Origin of the sequence: Pseudoalteromonas sp. P1-25, from assembly GCF_001401805.1 — a bacterium.
In the GTDB taxonomy this organism is placed as follows: Bacteria; Pseudomonadota; Gammaproteobacteria; order Enterobacterales; family Alteromonadaceae; genus Pseudoalteromonas.
Genome location: NZ_LKDW01000013.1, coordinates 78,668 through 94,915, shown reverse-complemented (window position 1 = coordinate 94,915; position 16,248 = coordinate 78,668). Strand labels below are relative to the sequence as shown.

The 16,248-nt window shown below is 42.3% G+C and carries 16 protein-coding genes; 11 read left to right on the top strand and 5 right to left on the bottom strand.

Going from position 1 to position 16,248, the window contains the following annotated elements:
• Window positions 1-8: 8 nt before the first annotated feature.
• Window positions 9-1,142 carry a fatty acid desaturase gene (locus AN393_RS10295; RefSeq protein ID WP_055015494.1) on the bottom strand — a complete coding sequence of 378 codons (1,134 nt, stop codon included), beginning with the start codon at window positions 1,140-1,142 and terminating at the stop codon, window positions 9-11.
• Window positions 1,143-1,269: 127 nt separating this feature from the next.
• Between AN393_RS10295 and fabR the strand changes: the two genes are divergently transcribed.
• The 5 genes from fabR (at window position 1,270) to leuD (ending at window position 6,977) form a co-directional block, all read left to right on the top strand.
• The gene (fabR, locus tag AN393_RS10290; RefSeq protein WP_055015493.1) at window positions 1,270-1,890 is read left to right on the top strand and encodes an HTH-type transcriptional repressor FabR; all 621 of its coding nucleotides are present in this window, start codon (window positions 1,270-1,272) and stop codon (window positions 1,888-1,890) included.
• Between the two features lie 405 nt (window positions 1,891-2,295).
• A complete protein-coding gene (gene leuA / locus AN393_RS10285) occupies window positions 2,296-3,849 on the top strand; it encodes a 2-isopropylmalate synthase (protein ID WP_055017990.1) in 1,554 nt (517 codons plus the stop codon).
• The gene (gene leuB / locus AN393_RS10280) at window positions 3,846-4,922 is read left to right on the top strand and encodes a 3-isopropylmalate dehydrogenase (RefSeq protein WP_055017989.1); all 1,077 of its coding nucleotides are present in this window, start codon (window positions 3,846-3,848) and stop codon (window positions 4,920-4,922) included. The genes leuA and leuB overlap by 4 nt, the downstream gene beginning before the upstream one ends.
• Before the next feature lie 55 nt (window positions 4,923-4,977).
• A complete protein-coding gene (gene leuC / locus AN393_RS10275; protein ID WP_055017988.1) occupies window positions 4,978-6,378 on the top strand; it encodes a 3-isopropylmalate dehydratase large subunit in 1,401 nt (466 codons plus the stop codon).
• Entirely contained in the window at window positions 6,378-6,977 is a 600-nt protein-coding gene (gene leuD / locus AN393_RS10270) for a 3-isopropylmalate dehydratase small subunit (protein WP_055015489.1), read from the top strand. Before leuC ends, leuD begins: the two co-directional genes overlap by 1 nt.
• A gap of 82 nt (window positions 6,978-7,059) precedes the next feature.
• Here leuD and AN393_RS10265 read toward each other — a convergent pair whose 3' ends face one another.
• Window positions 7,060-8,568, bottom strand: a complete 1,509-nt coding sequence (locus tag AN393_RS10265) for a DUF3360 family protein (RefSeq protein WP_055017987.1) — start codon at window positions 8,566-8,568, stop codon at window positions 7,060-7,062.
• 349 nt (window positions 8,569-8,917) lie between these two features.
• Between AN393_RS10265 and AN393_RS10260 the strand changes: the two genes are divergently transcribed.
• On the top strand, window positions 8,918-9,904 hold the full coding sequence (locus AN393_RS10260; RefSeq protein WP_055015487.1) for a hypothetical protein: 987 nt from the start codon (window positions 8,918-8,920) through the stop codon (window positions 9,902-9,904).
• A 43-nt stretch (window positions 9,905-9,947) separates the two neighbouring features.
• Entirely contained in the window at window positions 9,948-10,541 is a 594-nt protein-coding gene (locus tag AN393_RS10255) for a hypothetical protein (RefSeq protein ID WP_055015486.1), read from the top strand.
• Window positions 10,542-10,546: 5 nt separating this feature from the next.
• Here AN393_RS10255 and AN393_RS10250 read toward each other — a convergent pair whose 3' ends face one another.
• A complete protein-coding gene (locus AN393_RS10250) occupies window positions 10,547-10,909 on the bottom strand; it encodes a hypothetical protein (RefSeq protein WP_055015485.1) in 363 nt (120 codons plus the stop codon).
• Between the two features lie 98 nt (window positions 10,910-11,007).
• Here AN393_RS10250 and AN393_RS10245 point away from each other — a divergent pair, with 98 nt between their 5' ends.
• A complete protein-coding gene (locus AN393_RS10245; RefSeq protein ID WP_055015484.1) occupies window positions 11,008-11,451 on the top strand; it encodes a TerB family tellurite resistance protein in 444 nt (147 codons plus the stop codon).
• Between the two features lie 3 nt (window positions 11,452-11,454).
• Here AN393_RS10245 and AN393_RS10240 read toward each other — a convergent pair whose 3' ends face one another.
• Window positions 11,455-12,021, bottom strand: a complete 567-nt coding sequence (locus AN393_RS10240; RefSeq protein WP_055015483.1) for an NADPH-dependent FMN reductase — start codon at window positions 12,019-12,021, stop codon at window positions 11,455-11,457.
• A 117-nt stretch (window positions 12,022-12,138) separates the two neighbouring features.
• On the opposite strand from AN393_RS10240, the gene AN393_RS10235 reads away from it, so the two are divergent.
• Complete coding sequence (locus AN393_RS10235) at window positions 12,139-13,038, top strand: LysR family transcriptional regulator (protein ID WP_055017986.1); 900 nt, start codon at window positions 12,139-12,141, stop codon at window positions 13,036-13,038.
• Here the strand turns inward: AN393_RS10235 and norR are convergent.
• Window positions 13,031-14,587, bottom strand: a complete 1,557-nt coding sequence (gene norR, locus AN393_RS10230) for a nitric oxide reductase transcriptional regulator NorR (RefSeq protein WP_055017985.1) — start codon at window positions 14,585-14,587, stop codon at window positions 13,031-13,033. The genes AN393_RS10235 and norR overlap by 8 nt on opposite strands.
• 159 nt (window positions 14,588-14,746) lie before the next feature.
• Between norR and AN393_RS10225 the strand changes: the two genes are divergently transcribed.
• Together AN393_RS10225 and AN393_RS10220 are read left to right on the top strand one after the other, a co-directional pair.
• The gene (locus AN393_RS10225; protein ID WP_055017984.1) at window positions 14,747-15,016 is read left to right on the top strand and encodes a hypothetical protein; all 270 of its coding nucleotides are present in this window, start codon (window positions 14,747-14,749) and stop codon (window positions 15,014-15,016) included.
• Window positions 15,016-16,248 carry an NnrS family protein gene (locus tag AN393_RS10220; RefSeq protein ID WP_055017983.1) on the top strand — a complete coding sequence of 411 codons (1,233 nt, stop codon included), beginning with the start codon at window positions 15,016-15,018 and terminating at the stop codon, window positions 16,246-16,248. Before AN393_RS10225 ends, AN393_RS10220 begins: the two co-directional genes overlap by 1 nt.

Below are 16,248 nucleotides of genomic sequence, written 5' to 3'. Positions count from 1 at the left end.
CTCCTAAATTAATTAAAAGAGGCTTTTAATAACCTCGCATTAAGTGCTAGCCATGCCTGTTTTTGATTTTCCCAGGCGGCTTCCAGCTCATGGTATTGTGTCATTAATGCTGATTGTTCACACTGCTTTGCCATGTTATTTTTTTTAGCTTCTAACACTTGTTTTTGTAGTGAACAGTAATTTTGCAGTTTTTTCAGCAGTAAATCGTACTCTTGTTGTAATAATGTAAGCTTATCTTGCGCTAAAGGCAATTTTGAAAGGCGCGTTTGCGTTTTACTCATTAGCGTTTCGGCTTTGGCTTTTTCTATGCGCTCAACTGGAGTGCGCTTTAATTTACTGGCTAAACCGAGCGCTGCTAAAGAGCGAATCATCCATTTAGTTGGATCGTAATGAAACCACTTAATGCCGTTACGGTAGTCGCTTGCAAAAATATGATGAAAGTTATGGTAACCCTCGCCATAAGTAAATAACGCTAAAAAGCCATTATCGCGCGCGGTATTTTTTTCAGTATATGGGCGTGAACCCCAAATATGAGCCAATGAATTAATAAAAAAGGTAAAGTGTTGGCTCAATACTAAACGCAGTAAACCGGCAAGTAGTAGCATGCCCCACACATCACCTACCAATAAACCAAGCACAAGCGGTAAACCGACATTCATGGCTATAACAAGCTTTAAGTAGTGCTTGTGTTGCCACATAACAATTTTGTTGCGCTGTAAATCACGGCAATTACTGTAATCGTTATAACTATCGCCTTGGTAATCACGTAGCATCCAGCCAATGTGGCTGTACCAAAAACCGTTAGTTGCGGCGTAAGGGTCTTTTACTGGGTCATCTACTTGACCGTGGTGTATACGGTGATCGCTACTCCAGTGCAACGCACTGTTTTGCAAAGCAAATGCGCCACCAAGTGCAAAAATAAATTCTATTCCAGGGTGAACGTTATAGGCTTTATGCGCCCATAATCGGTGGTATCCGGCAGTGATAGATAGGCCTGCGTAAAACATACAGCCTACAAATGCAATCCAATGCGCGCTGGTAAATCCGTAACTAATGCCGTACCAAGGTACAAGGGTGACAGCCGCCAAAAAGGTTAGGCTAAAAAATAGGACGTTTGTCCAAATAATCGGTGGTTTATTCATCGTTTTTACTCTCAGCGTACAACTGTAAGCTAAAATAGTGTTTCAATCTCTTGGCGTCAAGTATTAGACTAGACAATTCGGCTAATTATCATTAAAACTTCATATAAAATTACTCAGGGAGCTGTGGATGTCGGGTGTTAGAGCACAACAGAAACAAAAAACACGACAAGCCTTAATTGAGGCGGCATTTAATCAGCTAAGTGCTGATCATAGTTTTTCTAATTTAAGCTTACGCGAAGTTGCCCGCGAAGCAGGTATTGCCCCCACCTCTTTTTATCGCCACTTTAAAGACATGAACGAGCTAGGTTTAACCATGGTCGACGAAGCCGGTTTAACGCTTCGTCAGCTTATGCGCCAAGCTCGCAGACGTATAGCCAGTGGTGGTAGCGTAATAAATACCTCGGTTGTTACCTTTATGGAGTTTATTGATAACTCAAGCAACCAATTTAGATTACTGCTGCGAGAACGTTCTGGCACCTCAAAAGCCTTTAGAGCTGCTGTTGCACGTGAGGTAAAACACTTTATTTTAGAGCTTGCGCATTATTTAGAAAGCGAAACCAAGTGCGATTCAATCCACGCTTATATTCAGGCCGAAGCCATGGTAACGCTGGTATTTAATGCCGGTGCTGAAGCACTCGACATTGAAGGTCAGCAACGTGATGAATTAATTGAGCGTGTTATTTGGCAGCTGCGTTATATCACCCGCGGTGCAGGGCATTATATTCGTGAAACAAATAATCAGGTTTAGCTTAAAAAATTAGCAATAAGTTAATCTAAGCACGCAAGTTTACTCAACACATTAATTTAAGCCAAAAAGTGCAGTTGTGTGATTTATAAAACCTTAATGTGCTATTTTTAGGTATATAAATTTCTTTAATGTGGGGTTTTCATTCCTTGATTTGGAATATTTATGCTTGCACCCACTGCGCTGTAATGATAAAAATAGGCCTCACTGAACACACACACAAGAAACAAGATGCAAAATTTTCGTTTAATTACACTAAAACTTAACCTCTTACTGCTATGGTCAGTGAGCGGGGATTAGTGTGTTTGCATCGAGTTAAACACTAAAAACCCCGCAATTGCGGGGTTTTTTATTATCTCGCGGCTGGGATAAATTGAAATTTGGGTAATCGAGGAATGAGGGGCAGTTATGCAAGACAAAGATAAAGTATGGATTTTTGATACCACCTTACGTGATGGCGAGCAGGCACTTAAAGCAAGCCTTACTGAAGACGATAAAATTCAGCTAGCGCATACTATTAGCCGCTTGAACGTGGATGTGATGGAAGTGGGTTTTCCAGTTTCTAGCCCCGCTGATTTTCGCTCGGTGCAACGTATTGCAACCGAGGTTAAAGGCCCTATTATTTGTGGTTTAGCACGTTCAGTAGCAAAAGATATTGAAGCCTGTGGTGAGGCGCTTCGCACAGCACAACAAAGCCGTATTCATACTTTTATTGCTACAAGCCCTTTACACCTTGAACATAAATTACGTATGAGTCTAGACGATGCAACGGCCATGGCGGTTAAATCAATTAAATTAGCGCGTAACTACACTGATGATGTTGAGTTTTCGTGTGAAGATGCAGGGCGCACGCCACATTGGGATTTATGTAAAATTGTTGAGCAGGCAATTAATGCGGGTGCTTCAACTATTAATTTACCCGATACCGTTGGCTTTGTAACGCCAGACGAATACGCCGCAATGATCCATCATTTAATGAATAACGTGCCAAATATTGATAAAGCGCGTTTAAGTGTACATTGCCACAACGATTTAGGTTTAGCTGTGGCTAACTCGGTAGCTGCGGTACAAGCGGGTGCTCGACAAATTGAATGTACAATAAATGGTATTGGTGAGCGTGCGGGTAACTGTTCGTTAGAAGAAGTGGCAATGATCATGAAAATGCGCAAAGACCACTTAAATGTACGCACCGATATTAAAAGCGAAGAAATTTATCGCGCATCTCGCCAAGTGGCAAAAATTTGTAATATGCCGGTACAGCCAAATAAAGCCATTGTGGGCGAAAACGCCTTTGCACATAGCTCGGGCATTCACCAAGATGGCGTATTAAAAGCGCAAAATACTTATGAGATTATGTCGCCAGAAAGCGTCGGTGTGCCAAATAACCAATTAAATATGACTTCGCGTTCGGGTCGTCATGTTATTGAGCATCGCTTAGAAGAGTTAGGTTACCAAAAAGCTGATTACGACATGGACAGCTTATACGAGAGCTTTTTAGCGTTAGCTGATCAAAAAGGTACCGTATACGATTACGACCTTGAAGCCATGATTTACTTTAATCAAATTAACGACAAAGACGAAAAATACCAATTAGAGTTTGTTAACTCAGCGTCTAACTCACAGTCGGTAGCCAGCTCTACCATTGGAATGTTAATTGATGGCGAAGCAAAACAAGAAGCAGCCACAGGTAATGGCCCTGTTGAAGCATCGTTTGCGGCTATTGAGCGCTTAACAGGTATGAGCGTTGAAATGATTGAATACAACTTAGAAGCCACTGGCCAAGGCGCAAGCTCGCTAGGCCAAGTAAACATTATTGCTAAATACGATGGCCGCCCTTATCACGGTGCGGGTATTGCTGCGGATGTGGTAGAGGCGTCGGTACGCGCCATGATCCGTGTTTACAACTTAATTTATCGTGCACAAAAAGTGTCTGATTTAAAACAACAAAGGAAAGCAGGATGAGTAAAACAAACTACAGCGTTGCCGTATTAGCTGGCGACGGTATTGGCCCAGAAGTAATGGCAGCAGCAGAGCAAGTGCTTGATGCTGTAAGCAATAAGTTTGGTTTTACCCTGAACCGTCAGCATCATGCTATTGGTGGCGCAGCTATTGACGAATTTGGTGAAGCATTACCACCAAAAACGCTAAGCGCATGTGAAAACGCCGATGCCATTTTATTTGGCTCAGTAGGTGGCCCAAAATGGGAAAACCTACCCCCTAACGAGCAACCTGAGCGTGCATCGCTTTTACCGCTTCGTAAGCACTTTGGTTTATTTTGTAACTTACGCCCAGCACAACTTTTACCAGCGCTTAGTGCAGCATCGCCATTGCGTGCAGATATCAGCGAAAAAGGCTTTGATATTTTGTGTGTGCGCGAGCTTACTGGCGGCATTTACTTTGGCGAAAAAGGCCGAAGTGGCGAAGGCGCTGAAGAAGCTGCATTTGATACACAAACTTACTCGCGTAAAGAAATTGAACGTATTGCGCGCTTTGCCTTTGAAGCGGCAAAATTACGTAGTAACCATGTAACCTCAGTAGATAAAGCAAACGTACTTGCATCAAGCGTATTATGGCGTGAAGTAGTCACCGAAGTGAGCAAAGACTACCCAGAAGTAAGCCTAGATTACATATACGTAGATAACGCCGCAATGCAGTTAGTTAAACAGCCTAGCCAGTTTGACGTACTACTTTGCGATAACTTATTTGGTGATATTTTGTCAGATGAGTGTGCAATGATCACAGGCTCTATGGGCTTATTACCATCGGCAAGCTTAAATCAATCGGGCTTTGGTTTGTACGAGCCTGCTGGTGGCTCAGCGCCAGATATTGCTGGTAAAGGCGTTGCAAACCCGATTGCGCAAATTTTAAGTGCCGCACTTATGCTACGTTACTCATTAGGGCAAGACGAAGCAGCACGCACCATTGAAAAAGCCGTAGCCGAAGCCGTTGAAGCAGGCGTTGGCACGCCAGATATCTACCCAGAGGGTGGATACAGCACAAGCGATGTGGCAGCCGCCATCGTTTCACGTATTTAATTATTAAAGGCGCAGCACCGTTATGCTGCGACTTAACAAAGTAGGGAATTAGCAAGTGGCCCAAACGTTATACGACAAAATTTGGCAAGCACACACCGTTGCCAGCATAAACGAGCAAACTGATTTACTTTATATTGACCGTCATTTAGTACACGAGGTGACATCACCGCAGGCTTTTGCAGGCCTACGTGAAAAAAACCGTAAAGTACGTTGCCCAGAAAAAACCTTTGCAACGATGGATCATAATGTATCGACTAAAAGCCGATCACTTGATGCCGCAAGTGAAGTCTCTAAAAACCAGTTAATGGCACTTGATGCTAACTGTAAAGAGTTTGGCATTGTACTTTACGATTTAAACTCAATTAACCAAGGTATTGTGCATGTAATGGGGCCTGAACAAGGTATTACCTTGCCTGGCACTACCATTGTATGTGGCGATAGCCATACCTCTACGCATGGCGCGTTTGGCGCATTAGCGCATGGTATTGGTACGTCTGAGGTGGAGCACGTATTAGCAACGCAAACGCTACAGCAAAAAAAGGCAAAGTCGTTAAAAATTCAAATTAACGGGGTGCTTCGCCCAACTGTCACCTCTAAAGACTTAATTATGGCGGTTATTGGTAAATTAGGTACTGCTGGTGGTACAGGCTATGTTGCTGAATTTTGTGGTGAAGGCATTGAAGCGCTTTCAATGGAAGCCCGTATGACGCTATGTAACATGAGTATTGAAATGGGTGCAAAAGCAGGTTTAATAGCACCAGATCAAATTACCTATGATTACTTAAAAGGCCGCCCATTTGCGCCAAAAGGTGCTGACTTTGATGCCGCAGTTGAATATTGGGAAACTTTAAAAACAGATGAAGGCGCTGAGTTTGACTTAAGTGTTGAGCTTGAAGCCGACGACATTCAGCCACAAATTACATGGGGCACCAGCCCAGAGCAAGTAATTGGCGTTGATGAATGCATACCCGACCCTGATCAAGAACCTGATTTAATTAAAGCTGATGCTATACGCAGTGCTCTTAAATACATGGACTTAAAAGCGGGCGATAAATTATCAAGCGCTAAAGTTGATACAGTATTTATTGGTTCGTGTACTAATAGCCGTATTGAAGATTTACGTGCAGCGGCAAAAATTGTTGAAGGCAAACAGGTAGTGGCTGGCATAGAAGCGTTAATCGTACCGGGTTCTGGCCTTGTTAAAAAGCAAGCTGAAGACGAAGGCTTGGCCGATATTTTTAAAGCGGCAGGTTTTGAGTGGCGCGAGCCGGGCTGTTCAATGTGTTTAGCAATGAACGACGACCGCTTAGAAGCAGGTAAGCGCTGTGCATCTACGTCTAACCGTAACTTTGAAGGCCGCCAAGGCCGTGGCGGGCGTACGCATTTAGTGAGCCCTGCAATGGCGGCAGCTGCTGCAATACATGGTCACTTTGTTGATATTAGAGGAGAAGCCTAATGAGCGTATTTTTTAGTGGCTTAATGGCCCCACTTGATAAAAACAATGTAGATACTGACCAAATTATTCCAAAGCAGTTTTTAACATCAACTAGCCGTGATGGCTTTGATGCAGCGCTGTTTTACGATTGGCGTTACCTAGAAAACGGCGAGCCAAACCCTGATTTTATTTTAAACCGCCCATGCTACCAAGGCGCGCAAATATTATTAACGCGCGACAACTTTGGGTGTGGCTCATCACGCGAGCATGCGCCGTGGGCACTTAAGCAATATGGTTTTGAAGTAATTTTAGCGGAAAGCTTTGCTGATATTTTCTTTAATAACTGTGGCAACAACCAAATGCTAGCCATTGCGCTACCAGCTGACACGCTTGAGCAATTGTTTGTACTTAGTGAGCAGTACGACGATATAAACATTCAAATCGATCTTGAAAACCAAACACTCACAAGCGATAAGTTTGCGCCAATTAGTTTTGATATTCGTAAAGACGTAAAAGAGCGTTTATTAAGTGGCTTAGACTTTATTGGTGTGACCGAAACGCTAAACCCACAAATTGATGCGTTTGAAAAACAACTTGCTGCTGAGCGCCCTTGGCAGTAACGAAAAGCAATTAATTACATATGAAAACAAAGCGCGGCTGAGTATATCAGCCGCGCTTTTTTATGTTTAACTCTTCTAATTATTAGTGTCTAAATTCTGCCATTAGCGCAGGTATGCCTGGCAGCATACCAACAATGGCCATTACGGTGGTTAAAACCACAAACATAATGAGCGGAATAACCCAGCGGCTCATTTTAGTTAAATTAGCACTGCGCTCTTTACAGCCAATTAAGCCTAAGTTATCAAGCAGCATAGTTAGTGACCAACCAAACGCAGGGTTAACCAAGCTTGATGCAAACACAACAATAGCGGCCGATTGCGTTGTTTTACCTTCGCGTGTCATTTCCATACCCGCCTCAAGCAGCGGAATAAAAACACCAACAATAAGCGCAACGCAAAGCACGGGTTGCCAAATGGCTAAATCCATAGGGTAGCCCCATAAACCCGCAATAATACAAAATACAGCTGTTAAAATGGCGCCCGCCGGAATAGGGCGTTTAGCAATAGCGGCAGGGACAATGTAGGTTCCCCACGATGAGGTAAAGTTAGCACCACCGGCAAGCGAGCCAAAGGTTTGCCTAACCGATGCACTTAGCATGGTGTCGTCTATGTTCATTTGTACTTTTTCAGTACGTTGTGGGTAACTAATTTTTTGAAAAACTTGATGTCCTAAAAAATCCGGCGACCACATAGCGACAGCCAGTACCGCAAACGGCAGCACAACCACAAAGCTTTCAAGTGTTGGTAGGCCAAGCATCCAACCCGTGTTTTCGCCCCACCAATAAGCTGGGTTCATATTAGGTAAGCCCGGCGCGGTATTAAATTCAAACGGCGCACCGAGTGCAAAGGCAACTCCACCGCCAATAAGGCAGCTAAGCGGCACAGCTAGCCAGCGCTTTTTAAAATGCTCAAGTAACGCATACAATAAAATGGTCGCCAAAATAACAATAAATGCGATGTGTGCCATATCAATGACCTCAGCCCATGCAAACAGCTTTTTAACTTGCGAAATAGTACCAATAAAGCCTAAGTATATGAGTAAGCCTCCGCACACCCCTTTACTGGTTAAGCGTGCGAGCAAACTTCCTCCTTTGGTTATGGCTAAAATAAAGCCAAAGGCACCAATGAGTAAGCCAAATGCCATAGGATGGCCGCCAGCGGCAACAACGATGGGGATTAACGGAATAAGTGGGCCGTGAGTACCGGCTAAGTTAGCCGTGGGTAAAATAAAGCCCGAAAACAAAATAATAAAAATAGAAACAATGAGTAATTCATAGCGTACGTTTTCTAACACAAACGCATCGCTTAAACCCAGTGGCGCTGCAAAAGTAGCGGCAATAGCCCCCACCATAACGACTTTACCAATGGTGCCCGCCATAGCTGGAATGGTGTCTTCAAATTCAAAGCGGTAGTCTTTAAATGGTAAATTAGGCCGCCAGCGCTTAGGCTGCATAATCTGTAATTCATGTTCGAGATACTCGTCGCGAGTATTAAACTCTGAGCTGGGTTTATGGTTGTTTTGATAGCTGTTGGTATTGTCGTGCAATGTATCTTTGTGATCTGAATTGTGACCCTTTGGGGTTACTGACATAGTCCCTCCTGTTACTCGTTGCTTATTTATTAATACGGCTTTTGTTAAAGCAAATGAATAGTGAAGGAGCAGGGTAGATCAGCTTTTACTCAGGAATGTATAGGCAAAAGGTCGTGTATGGCTTTATTTAACGCTAAACCTGCGAGTTGAATTTCTCAGCTAGAAAATAAACTTAACTTTATTTTATTTTAAATCATGTGCTTATATTTTTTCTGCTTGTTCTAATTAGATGAAGCATTATAAAAGTAGGGCTGTTATCCTTTAGTCTAAGTAGTGGTCTGTGTATTTTAATTGAACTGATATAGCGCATCTGCTACGTTCAATGGTTACTCAAATAATAAGAAATATAATGCAAATTCAATCCCCTAAATCAATTGGTATTTTACTCGGTACGCTTTACGGCATATTTATGCGGCTGTTTGTAGATCTACTTGATACATACAATTTAAGCAGCCTTGTGTCTATTTCCTTTATGTTTTTAGTGCCCGTTGCAATTGGCTATATTCGTATTCATTTTGAATTTAAAAGCTCAAAAACATTAACTAAAAGGCAAATGGTGACAATTGCTTGGCAACCAATTTTTGTTTTTTTACTTGTAAGTGTTATTACGTTACTTGAAGGTAGCATTTGCGTGGCAATGGCATTACCTGCCTTTATGCTCTTTGCAAGTATGGGCGGTTTACTGGCAGGCTTTATTAAACACCGTAAAACAAAAAATGCTAACCGCTCTTTACTTTCAATTGCTTTGCTTCCTGTATTGCTCTCACCTATTGAGGTGAATTATTTACACTTATCAAAAACATATGAAGTCACCAACGCTATAGTTATTGAAGCGCCTATAAATCGTGTATGGCAGCAGCTTGCAAATGTAAGCAAGATAGAGCCACAAGAATTACCATTTTCACTCACTCAATTAATAGGTGTACCTAAACCTTTAGAGGCAAATATGAATGCTACGGGTGTTGGGGCTGTTAGAATCAGTAAATGGCAAAAAGGGGTTATATTTAAGGAAGTGATTACGGATTGGCAGCCAAATAAACAGATGCTTTATAGATTTGAGATAGACCCTGATGCCATTCCCGATGACGCACTCGATAAACACGTAAAGCTAGGCGGCGAATACTTTTCACCTCTTTACGGTGGGTATGCGTTAAGTGAAGATAAAAGCGGTCATACCATTTTAACTTTAAAAACAACCGTGCAAGATAATACAAATTTTGGTGTTTATTCGCGAATATGGGGTGAGGTAATTTTTCAAGACTTCCATCATTCACTTTTAACATTAATGAAAAACAGAGCAGAAAAGCCACTCACCGCAGCTATTTCCCATTATTAGCTTAAACCGCTATGGTATTAAAAAACTATTATAAGAGTACTTTATGAAATTATTAACGGCAGCAACCTTATTACTTGCCTCATCAGCAGCTTTTGCGCGCCCAGCGCCTTTGGTGTCTATACCCACACATGATGCGTTTTTTAATAATATTGCAGCGCATTGTGGTAAAGCGTTTGAGGGCAAAGTAAGCGTAGATAACGCAAAAGGCCCGAGCTCATTTGAAAATAAAAAACTAGTTATGCATGTACGTAAATGTACAGATAGCGAGCTGCAAGTGCCATTTCATGTGGGAGATGATGCATCGCGTACGTGGATCATTACTAAAACGGGCAGTGGTTTGAGCTTAAAGCATGATCATCGTCATAAAGATGGCAGCGACGATGCTTCAACTATGTATGGCGGTCATACACTTGATGCCGGTTTTGCACAAATGCAGTCTTTCCCGGCCGATCAATACTCTAAAGAATTATTTGTAGCACAAGGTATTGCACAGTCGGCAGGTAATACATGGCAAATGTATATTTATCCTGAGGTGTTTACTTATAGGCTAATTCGCCAAGGGCGCGAGTTTAAGGTGGACTTTGATTTAACTAAACCTATTACGCCACCCGCTGCACCATGGGGATACGAAGAGTAAGCGTATTATTCAGGCTCCTCGCATTGCAATAAAACCGTTAAAGGTGGTTGATAAGCGCGTGGCTTAGTAGGAAAACGTTCGTACTCTTGCACGCCTTCAAGCACTTTTAACATAAAAGTGTTACCACGGCATAACCTGTCTGCATGGCGCAGTAAAAACATACTTTGATTAGCAAAGTGTTTGTAATCGTCTGATTGTATTTCTATTTTATAATTGCTGTTGTCAATTTTGGTTTGGTAGTAATGCACTTTGTTATCAAAGTCGTATGACTTTTCTTTTTCGCCCACTTCTGCAAAGGCGCTCCCTATACCAGAAAAGGCTAGCAATGCAGCGCCAGCAATTAAATGCGGTGTGTATAAGCCTTTCATAAAAATGTATCCTTTAATTTGCGAACTTAATACCCATTAATAAAACATTAAGCACGATGTATTTAAGTTAAGTCTAACACCCAAAAAGAGAATATGTGATGTTCAAACAAATAAAACAACTGTTTGCCGCTTTTGACGAGCAACAGCCAAGCATAGAGCAGCATGATCTAAAAACAGCGGTTGCTGCGCTGCTTATTGAGGTAATGCGTGCTGATTCTAAGCTTGACCATAATGAACAACACACCCTGACTGTAACCTTAAAAAAATACTTTAATTTAACAGATTCAGAAGTAGAAGAGCTGACCACGAATGCCGCAGGCAGCTTAGATGGGGCAATTGATTACTTTCAATTTTCTAAGCAGATTAACGATCACTGCAGTGCGGCGCAGCGCATTGAAATTATTGAACTATTATGGCGATTGGCGTATGCCGATGGGGAGATAGATCCCCAAGAAGAGTATGTAATACGCAAAGTGGCTGGGCTTTTATATGTAGCGCACACTGATTTTATCGCTGCTAAATTAGCAGCGACACAATCGTAAAAATTAACTTAATTTACTAGCAACAGAAACGAGCTGCTGCGTTAATACGCTAACTTTTTCAGCAGTGGCTGGATCAGTGATTTTTCCATCTTCGCCAAATACAGTAAATGCCGAAGGCACAGCAAGCTGATCGGCAAGTACTAATGAGCCAATACCACTTAAAATATCGCGTACATGGTTTAGGCCGCGCAAGCCACCAAGCCCACCAGGTGATGTAGCAAATAATGCCACTACTTTGTTGCGAAATGCAGGCAGAGCGCCTTGCTCAGTACGTGACGCCCAATCAATTGCATTTTTAAGTGCAGCAGTAATGGAGCCGTTATACTCTGGGCTTGCCAGTAAAATACCATCAGCAGCGCGTAACTTGTCTTTTAAATGTTGTGCATCGGCTGGGGTGCCTTGCCCTTCAATGTCTTCGCTAAATAACGGCAAATTTAAATCGGCGAGTTTAATTACTTCTACTTCAGCACCTGTTTGCAGAGCAAAACGTGCTGCTTCGTTAATGAGTTTTTGGTTAAAGCTATCTTTGCGCAGACTACCCGCGAGCGCGATAATTTTTGGTGCTGACATAATTGAGACCTTTTATTTGCTGGAAGTGACTCTAATGTAGCAAACTTTCACTTGTAGAAAACCCGAATAAACGCAACACTTGTGTGCGTATATGCACATAAGTAGAAGGCGGGTAGCATGGCAATTAAATTTGATGATTGGCAAGACATAAAAGTTGCCTTTGAGGTAGCAAAGCTTGGTACGCTTACAGCTGCTGCAGAGGCATTAAATGTGCACCACAGTACAGTACTTAGGCGTATTAATAGCCTTGAAAAAAACTTAGATACGCGTTTATTTCATCGCCATGCTCGGGGTTATAAGGTAACTGAAATTGGCGCTAAATTATTTACTACAGCGCAAACTATAGATTCGTCACTTGAGCAATTACATAACGATATTGCCGCTGCCGACAGTACGTTACGCGGAGGTTTATTACTTACTACGGTAAGTGGGTTTATGGATGTGCTGGGCGATGTGTGCGAAAAGTTTCAGGCTTTACACCCTCAGGTGCAGCTTGAAGTTATTTTAGAACAAAAGCGGTTAAGGCTAGATCATGGCCAAGCACATATTGCAGTGCGCGCAGGGCCAAGGCCAGATGAGGGGGATTATATCGCTCAGCATTTAACTAAGCTTACATCGAGCCTTTACGCCAACAAACGCTATATAAACAAGTATGGTATGCCTAAAACATTAAATGACTTACAGCATCATAACTTTGTATCGGGTGTGGCGGGTTTTAATGCACGTGTTCCTTATTTTGAGTGGGCTGATAAGCACATTCCGGCGCAGCAAATAAAGCTACGGGTTTCAGAAACCTCCGAAGCAACACGGGCTATAATTAAAGGCTTAGGTATAGGCGGTTTACAGCATGGGGTAGCAGCCCAATATACTGATTTAGTACCTATTTTACATAGTGAGCTGAGTTGGCAAACTGATGTATGGCTTGTAACACATCATTTAGTGCATCGGACTGCAAAAGTACAAGCATTTGCAAGCTTATTAAAAGCGCACTTTAATAAGCCTCAAACCCTTAAATAGTTTTTTTAACCTTAATACCTAAACGTTTAGCAAGGCGTACTAGGTTAGCTCTGTCGAGCTCAAGCATGCGTGCAGTGGCTGCCCAGTTATAATTATGCAGCTTGAGTTGTTCGGTTATAACTTTAAACTGTAAAGATTCAACGGCCTGCTTTAATGGCTGATTGAAGGCAGAGTTAACGGTGCTTTGCGTGCTAACTTGCTCTGTATTACTTAACTGTGGGGTTAAATCGCAGTGCTTGCTGGTAATTGTAACTATAGGGTTTTGCCATTGGCTTTGCTTAGCTTTTAATGCACTGCGGCTAATAACATGTTCAAGCTCGCGTACATTACCAGGCCAACTGTATTGGTGGAGCAATGCTTGCGCTTCAGTGCTTAGCTTTAATTGTTTAATACCTAATTTACGGGCTGTTTGCTCAATAAAATAACCCGCGAGTAGGGTTATGTCGTGCTCACGTTTATTAAGTGGTGGTACGGTAATAGGATAAACGCTTAGCCGGTGATATAAGTCGGCTCTAAAGCGGCCTTGTGCTACCTCATGCTTTAAATCACGATTAGTGGCAGCCACCACACGAACATCTACGTATTTTGGTGTGTCTTCACCAACGGTTTGAATTTCACCACTTTGCAGTACGCGTAGTAATTTACTTTGCATAGCCAATGGCAGCTCGCCAATTTCGTCTAAAAATAATGTGCCGCCATCAGCTAGCTGAAACTTACCTTGGCGGGCATTTTGTGCGCCAGTAAATGAGCCTTTGGCGTGGCCAAAAAACTCACTCTCTGCAAGATTTTCGGGAAGTGATGCACAATTTAAATGAATGAGTGGCTGATTTTTACGGGCAGAATTTAAGTGAATATTACGCGCTACTAGCTCTTTTCCTACGCCCGTTTCTCCTAACACCAGCACACTAAAGTTAGAGGCCGCAACCAGTTTTATTTCGTTTTTAAGCGTTTGCATTACTGGGCTTTGGCCAATTATTTCACCGCCATCGCGAGTAAGCGCATCACGCGTTAACTCTTGCACAAGTGCACTTGAATGCTGCGCATGGTGTTTGTAATGGGCAAGCTCTAGAGCCGTTTTAAAATGTGCACTACACAGCGTTTGTAAGGTGCTTAGCATATCTGTGCTGATACTGCTAAAGGCATTTGCGTTAAGGCTATCAAACGTGAGTACACCAAGTAGAGTATTTCTATCATAAAGGGGTAAGCCTAAACAGGCATGCACAGGTACATCGCCCGTTTTAGCCAGCAGTAAGCCGTCGTATGGGTCGGGCAGTGGGCAGTCGTGTGCAAACTGTAATGCGTGGCTTGCACTGCAAATAGCCTTAAGGCGAGGGTGCTCTGTTATTTTAAAGCGTCTGCCAAGGCTGTCGGGCATCAGACCTTTAATAGCTAAGGGCTTAAGTTGCTCGCCCTGCATGACAAGTAATGCACTGGCATCGCTAGGTATTACACGCTCAACCGTTGCCAATAATTGATCAAAGCTGTGCTCGTGCAGAGTGCTTTGGGCAAGCTCTAAAGCTACTTGGGTAAGGTTGAACTGTTGGTTCATGTCAAAATGACCTATTTGTGTTTTTATGAATTAAATTGGAGTGTGTCATAAAGACTCAAATTGTACAGTGTTTTTATTTAAAGTACTGAATAGTATAGATTTATTCTGTTGGCACAGTATGTGTAATAGCTAAGTGACGTTAATAGTTACGGGGTCGTTATGAACACACTTCCAATAAATAATGTAAGCAACAATATTGAGTTAGGCTCATTTTTTGAATCGCTTTTATTTACTGCTAATGTCGTATTAGGGCTTAGCGCTGTTTGTATGGTTGTGAGCATTTTAATTAGCTACCCATATGCAGAGTACTTTTCGATGCAGGTACAAATATCAGCGCATGTTGGCACTATTGTAGTGGCAGCTATTTTAAAAGTTAGTTATGTACTGCGTTGTGTTGCCCAGCATGGTTTAGGGCAGGAAGTACGCTAATGCGCCCACTAAACTTAACAGAGCCAGTGCCGGCGCGCATAGCTATTTATCAAGTTACTAAATGGCCGTTATGGATGCTTGCATTTAGACCTTACTTTTTAGCAGGCGGTTTGCTGGCATTTTTATCAATAGGTTATTGGTTACTTATTTTAACAGGCCATGCTAATTGGCATTTAACAATACCAGCCACACTTTGGCACGCGCACGAAATGCTATTTGGCTTTGCTGGCGTAGTAGCTGTAGGCTTTTTACTTACGGCGGCACAAACGTGGACGGGCGTTGAAAGCATAAGTGGTAAAGCACTTATGCTACTTACTTTAATATGGGTAAGTGCGCGTTTAGCGTTTTTTATAGAGATGCCAAATTTTGCTAACGCTAATTTATGGCTTGTCATTTTGCTACAGCTAGCATGGTGGGTAGGTGCAATTACGGCACTGGCTAATATGCTATTTACAGCACGCAGTAAAAATAACTATCAGTTTTTAGCTATTTTAAGCGTGTTGTGCGTCCTCAATACACTTTATTTACTCCTTGTTTTAAATAACAACATGCAGCTTGCATTGGCTGTGGTTGACACCGCTGTACTCGTTATTAGCTTATTGGTCGGCATTGTTGCAGGAAGGGTGCTTCCCTTTTTTACTGCTAAAGGTTTATTGCTTAGCGAGCAAACACGCACTCCTAAAATTGATAAAGCACTGCTGTATTTATCAATACTGGCAATAACTTTATTTTTTATCAGCAAGTTATTTTTAAGCTCAATTAGCCCCGCATTCATTGTTGCGATAGTGGCTGCGCTTCACTTAATTCGTGCAAAGCTTTGGTGGCATGCAAACGTGCTAAAAGTGCCTTTATTATGGTCTTTGCATTTTTCTTATCTTGCTTTAGGTGTTGGCCTATTGCTAATTGCATTGAGCTTTTACACAAGCGTAATCCCCTTCAAAGACGCGCTCCACCTTATCACTATTGGCACAATAGGGATGATGATTTTAGCCATGATGACCCGTGTATCGCTTGGTCATACAGGGCGGACGCTTAATACTCCTAAATATATATCTGTTGCTTTTTTGCTAGTGCTGGTAGCAGCGATTACTCGCTCAATACTCCCCTTAATTATTGGGCCACACTTTGCTTGGCAGATAAGTGCCTTGTTGTGGTTAGTGGCTTTTTTATTATTTTTAATTTACTGCACACCTATATTAACGCGGCGTCGTGTTGATGGGCGTCGTGGTTAG

What these genes read in the sequence shown, in the direction of transcription:
- AN393_RS10260 (WP_055015487.1), top strand. Translation starts at nt 8,918, where the DNA reads ATGCAAATTCAATCCCCTAAATCAATTGGTATTTTACTCGGTACGCTT.
- AN393_RS10220 (WP_055017983.1), top strand. Translation starts at nt 15,016, where the DNA reads ATGCGCCCACTAAACTTAACAGAGCCAGTGCCGGCGCGCATAGCTATT.
- AN393_RS10255 (WP_055015486.1), top strand. Translation starts at nt 9,948, where the DNA reads ATGAAATTATTAACGGCAGCAACCTTATTACTTGCCTCATCAGCAGCT.
- leuD (WP_055015489.1), top strand. Translation starts at nt 6,378, where the DNA reads ATGAGCGTATTTTTTAGTGGCTTAATGGCCCCACTTGATAAAAACAAT.
- AN393_RS10265 (WP_055017987.1), bottom strand. Translation starts at nt 8,568, where the DNA reads ATGTCAGTAACCCCAAAGGGTCACAATTCAGATCACAAAGATACATTG.
- AN393_RS10245 (WP_055015484.1), top strand. Translation starts at nt 11,008, where the DNA reads ATGTTCAAACAAATAAAACAACTGTTTGCCGCTTTTGACGAGCAACAG.
- leuB (WP_055017989.1), top strand. Translation starts at nt 3,846, where the DNA reads ATGAGTAAAACAAACTACAGCGTTGCCGTATTAGCTGGCGACGGTATT.
- AN393_RS10240 (WP_055015483.1), bottom strand. Translation starts at nt 12,021, where the DNA reads ATGTCAGCACCAAAAATTATCGCGCTCGCGGGTAGTCTGCGCAAAGAT.
- AN393_RS10235 (WP_055017986.1), top strand. Translation starts at nt 12,139, where the DNA reads ATGGCAATTAAATTTGATGATTGGCAAGACATAAAAGTTGCCTTTGAG.
- AN393_RS10225 (WP_055017984.1), top strand. Translation starts at nt 14,747, where the DNA reads ATGAACACACTTCCAATAAATAATGTAAGCAACAATATTGAGTTAGGC.
- AN393_RS10295 (WP_055015494.1), bottom strand. Translation starts at nt 1,142, where the DNA reads ATGAATAAACCACCGATTATTTGGACAAACGTCCTATTTTTTAGCCTA.
- leuA (WP_055017990.1), top strand. Translation starts at nt 2,296, where the DNA reads ATGCAAGACAAAGATAAAGTATGGATTTTTGATACCACCTTACGTGAT.
- AN393_RS10250 (WP_055015485.1), bottom strand. Translation starts at nt 10,909, where the DNA reads ATGAAAGGCTTATACACACCGCATTTAATTGCTGGCGCTGCATTGCTA.
- norR (WP_055017985.1), bottom strand. Translation starts at nt 14,587, where the DNA reads ATGAACCAACAGTTCAACCTTACCCAAGTAGCTTTAGAGCTTGCCCAA.
- fabR (WP_055015493.1), top strand. Translation starts at nt 1,270, where the DNA reads ATGTCGGGTGTTAGAGCACAACAGAAACAAAAAACACGACAAGCCTTA.